Annotated in this window: 1 protein-coding gene; it reads left to right on the top strand. The window is 66.9% G+C overall.

The features are described from left to right. Window positions 1–5416 (top strand): amino acid adenylation domain-containing protein (locus ACWIF2_RS40025; protein ID WP_454366550.1); only part of this gene is annotated, 5416 nt, incomplete at both ends.

Below are 5416 nucleotides of genomic sequence, written 5' to 3'. Positions count from 1 at the left end.
ACCTGGTGCGGTGGGGTGCGGACGGGCAGCTGGAGTTCGTCGGGCGTGCGGATGATCAGGTCAAGGTCCGTGGTTTCCGGATCGAGACCGGGGAGATCGAAACAGTCCTGGCCGAACACCCCGGTGTGGGCCAGGCGGTGGTGACGGTCCGGGAGGACCGCCCCGGCGACAAGCGCCTCGTCGGCTACGTCGTACCCGTCGGCATCGCTGCCGATCCCGACACCGTCGCGGGCGCCGCAGCCGAGCAGGTGGGTGAATGGCGCAAGATGTACGACTCCGTCTACTCCGGAGAAGAAGCGGGGAAAGCCGGACTCGGCGAGGACTTCGTCAGATGGAACAATTCCTACGACGGTGCACCGATCCCCCTGCGCGAGATGCGTGCCTGGCGGGACGCCGCCGTCGCAAGGATCACCGAGGCCGCGCCACGCCGGGTGCTGGAGATCGGCGTCGGTTCCGGCCTCCTGCTCGGACCGCTGGTGCCGCACGTGGAGGAATACTGGGCCACGGACTTCTCCGCGTCGGCGATCCACCGACTCACCGACCAGGTCAACGCGGCCGGCTACGGCGACAGGGTCACGTTGCGCTGTCAGCCCGCTGTCGACTTCGAGGGGCTGCCCACCGGCCGGTTCGACACCGTGGTGCTGAACTCCATCGTGCAGTACTTCCCTGATGCCGACTACCTCGCCGAGGTCCTCGACGGCGCGCTCAACGTGTTGGCCCCCGGTGGCCGGATCTTCATCGGTGACGTCCGCAATCGGGCATCCTTGCGGGCCTTCCACACCGCGATCCGAACCGGTTCCGCCGCGGCTGCCGCGGACAACGCTCAGCTCCGCGCGGCCGTTGAACAGTCCATGGCGATGGAGAAGGAACTGGTCATAGAACCGGACTTCTTCGCCGTGTGGGCCGAGGGCCGCTCCGACGTCGTAGCGGTCGATATCCGCCTGAAGCGGGGAGCTGATCACAACGAGCTGACCAGGCACCGCTACGAAGTGGCACTGCACAAGACGCGGACGACCGGGGATGCCGTGTCGGCTTGCGAGGACGTGGTATCCCTCGAGGACATCCCCGAACTGGTCTGGGGCGAGGGCGAACTGGACACCCCGGAGGCTTTGTTCCGTACGCTGGCCGGGCTGTTGGAGCAAGCTGACCCGTCCGGACAGTCCCCGGGGACCGGGCCGATAAGGCTGACCGGTATCACGAACCGCCGCCTGGCAGCCGAGGCCACCGCCGAGCGTGCTCTGGCCGAGGGGGCGTCACCGCAGCGGACTCAATTGCTCCTGGACGGTGCGGAGCGCAGGGCTGGGTACGAAGGCGCGCCCCAGACAGGCGAGATCGACGAGTTCGGCCAGGCCGAAGAGCCGGCACGAGTGGATCCCGAAGCGTTGCACGACTGGTGCGCGCGACATGGTTGCCGCGTTCTGACGACTTGGTCCCGGCACGGCGCGGACGCTTTCGACGCGGTGATCCTTCCCCAGGCCGGGCCGGAGGACGTCACGCGCGAGTCGAAGCCATCGGGCGCCGCGACGCACGGGGGTACCACCGTGTACACGGACGTATATCGTCCGCACGGCGTCGGCGGACGACTGCAGGACCTGGTGAACGACCCGCTGGGATTCCGTACGACCGGACAGCTGCTGGCTGACCTGCGTGAGCACTTGCGCGGACGGTTGCCGGAGTACCTGGTGCCGTCGGTACTGGTGACCGTGGACAGCTTGCCGCTGACAGCGAACGGCAAGCTCGACCGTGCGGCGCTCCCGGCACCTGATCTCGCGGGCCTTGTGTCGGAACGGGGACCACGCAACAGCCGGGAGGAACTGCTGTGTGGACTGTTCGCACAGGTCCTCGGCCTGCCGCGGGTGGGAATCGATGACAGCTTTTTCGCCCTGGGCGGGGACAGTATCTCCTCCATCCAGTTGGTGTCGCGCGCCCGCGAGGCGGGGCTGGAACTGAGCTCGCGGCTGGTGTTCGAGCACCAGACCGTCATGGCGCTGGCGGCCCTCGCCGATGACTTGACCACGGCGGACGGGGCGGTGAACGAACCCTTCCTGGTGGGCGCCGACCAGGTGCAGCTCGATGAGTGGGCGGCCGAGAACGTGGTGGTCGAGGATGTGCTGCCGCTGTCGCCGTTGCAGGAAGGGCTGTTGTTCCACACGCTGTTCGACGAGGACACCGCTGACGTCTACAACACCCAGCAGGTCGTGGATCTGGCTGGTGCGCTGGATGTGGAGGTACTGCGGCGGTCAGCCGAGACACTGATCGACCGGCACGCCAGCCTGAGGGCGTCCTTCCGCCAGGGCAGCGGCGGTGAGTTGGTGCAGGTGATCGCAGGCTCGGTGACCGTGCCGTGGCGTGAGCTCGATCTGATCGACCACACGGAGGTCGATCAGCGCGAGCGGGTGGCGCAGCTGCTGGAAGAGGAGCAGTTTGTCCAATTCGACATAGCGAGCGCGCCGCTCATGCGTTTCGTGGTCGTGCGGCTTGCCGCTGACCGGCACAAGCTCGTGATCACGACTCATCACGTTCTGCTGGACGGCTGGTCGCTGCCCTTGGTGCTGCGGGAACTGTTCGACCTCTACGCGCGGGGTGGGAACGGTGGCCGGCTGCCCCTGCCGGTGCCCTACCGCAGGCACCTGGCCTGGCTCGCGAAACAGGACAATACGGTTACTGAAGCGGTGTGGCGCGAGACGCTGGCCGGGGTGGAGCCGACCCGGATCGCTCCTGCCGGGCACCGGCCACAAGCGCGCGCTCACCAGTTGACCACGGTCGAGTTGAGTGCCGGACTCAGCGCTGGTGTTACGGAGTTGGCTCGTCGGCATGGGCTGACGGTGAACACGGTGCTGCAGACGGCGTGGGCGTTGTTGCTGGCCCGGCTGACGGGCAAGGACGATGTCGTCTTCGGTATGACGGTGTCGGGGCGGCCTGCGGAGATTCCCGGTATCGAGCAGATGGTCGGTCTGCTGATCAACACGGTTCCGGTGCGTGTCCGGCTCGATGCGTCGCAGTCGCTGACCGAGTTGATGGGCCGGGTGCAGGAGGAGCAGGCCCGCCTCAGCGACCACCAATACCTGGGCCTGACCGACATCCAGCGTGCGGCCGGGCAGGGTGAACTCTTCGACACCCTCTACGTGTTCGAGAACTACCCGTCCAATGCCGACAGTATTTACGACCGCACGGATCTCTCGATTACCAGTGCCGATGAATACGGCATTCCGCACTATCCGCTGGGCCTCTGTCTGCTGCCGGGAAAGAAGATGCGTCTTCGGCTCGGGCACGATACCGATCTGTTCGACGACGCTTCTGCACGGCAGATGCTGGACCGGTTGTGCCGACTGGCCGAAGCGATGGTCGCCGATCCGGCTCAGCGGGTTGCTGTGGTCGATGTGCTGGTTGCCGGTGAGCGGGAGCGGTTGCTGGGCGAGTTCAATGACACGGCTCGTGCGGTGCCGGTTGGTACGGCGTCGGAGTTGTTCGAGGCTCAGGTGGCGCGGACGCCGGATGCGGTGGCGGTCATCTGTGGTGATGCCCGTGTGAGTTATGGGGAGTTGAATGCGCGGGCGAACCGGCTGGCGCGGGTGTTGGTGAAGCGGGGTGTGGGTCCGGAGCGTCTGGTGGGTCTGGCGTTGCCGCGGTCGGTGGACATGGTGGTGGCGGTGCTGGCGGTGCTGAAGGCCGGCGGTGCCTATCTGCCGATCGACACCGATTATCCGGGTGAGCGGGTCGCGTTCATGCTTGAGGACGCGGAGCCGGTGTGTGTGCTGACGACGGGTGAGGTGGCGTCGAGGCTGCCGGCGTGGGACGCCGGGCGTGTGCTGTGTGTGGACGATCCTGCCGTGATGGCCGCGGCGGAATCCATGGCGGAGGTGGACCTCACCGATCAGGACCGGAGCGGAGCCCTGCTGCTGACAGGTCTGGCGTATGTGATTTACACGTCGGGGTCGACGGGTCGGCCGAAGGGTGTGAGCGTCACACACACCGGGCTGGCCAGTTTGACCGTGCTGGAGGCCGACCGGTTCGGTGTGGGTGTGGGCAGTCGGGTGCTGCAGTTCGCTTCGCCGAGTTTTGATGCGGCGGTGTGCGAGCTGATGGTGGCGTTGGTGTCGGGTGCGGGGCTGGTGGTGCCGGATACCGGTTCGCGTGTGGATGTGGCGGGCCGTCTGGGGAGCCTCGTACAGGAGCATTCCGTCACTCATGCCTGGCTTGTGCCGAGTGTGTTGGCTGGTGTGGACCCCTCTGACGTGCCGAGTCTGCGTGTTCTGGTGTTGGGCGGTGAGCCGTGTGCGGCGGATGTGGTGGCGCGGTGGTCGGCGGGCCGGCGGTTGTTCAACGCGTATGGGCCGACCGAGACGACGGTGTATGTGACGTTGAGTGATGTGTTGGTGGGTGGGGTGGTTCCGCCGATTGGTCGGCCGGTGTGGAATACGCGGGTGTATGTGCTGGATGGGGGGTTGCGGTTGGTGGCTCCGGGTGTGGTGGGTGAGTTGTATGTGAGTGGTGCGGGTCTGGCGCGGGGGTATCTGAATCGTGCGGGTCTGACGGCGGGGCGGTTTGTGGCGGATCCGTTCGGTGCGGCGGGTGGGCGGTTGTATCGCACGGGTGACTTGGTGCGGTGGGGTGGGGACGGGCAGCTGGAGTTCGTCGGGCGTGCGGATGATCAGGTCAAGGTCCGTGGTTTCCGGATCGAGACCGGGGAGGTTGAGGCTGCGCTGCTTTTGGATCCCGGTGTGGCTCAGGCGGTGGTGGTGGTGCGGGAGGACCGGCCGGGTGATAAGCGGCTGGTGGGTTATGTCGTTGCGGACACGGATGTGGCTGCGGGTGGGTTGGATGTTGTTGCGGTGCGCGAAAGCCTGCGGGGGCGGTTGCCGCAGTACATGGTGCCGTCGGTTGTGGTGGTGCTGGATGGTCTGCCGTTGACGGTGAACGGGAAGCTGGACCGTGGGGCGTTGCCGGTGCCGGATGTGTCGGGGTTGGTGTCCGGGCGGGGGCCGCGTACGGGGCGGGAGGAGGTGTTGTGCGGGCTGTTCGCTCAGGTGCTGGGGCTGGCGGAGGTCGGTATTGATGACAGTTTCTTCGCGTTGGGCGGGGACAGCATTTCCTCGATTCAGTTGGTGTCGCGGGCGCGGAGTGCGGGGGTGGAGCTCAGTCCGCGTCTGGTGTTCGAGCATCAGACGGTGGCGGCGCTGGCTGTGGTGGCGGGTGTGTCGGCTGCTGGTGGTGTGGTTGGTGATGGTGAGGGTGTCGGTGAGGTGGTCCCGACGCCGGTGATGCGGTGGCTGGCTGAGGTTCCGGGGCCGGTGGAGGGGTTCAACCAGTCGATGGCGGTGCCTGTGCCGGACGGGCTGGGCCTGGCCGGGATCTGTGCCGGGCTCCAGGCCCTGACCGACCACCACGACGTCCTGCGCCTGCGCATGACCGGCAC

The sequence above is a fragment of the Streptomyces sp. NPDC055506 genome, assembly GCF_053643595.1.
The sequence above is the reverse complement of the archived record's forward strand: the minus strand, read 5'-3'. Positions and strand labels throughout refer to the sequence as shown.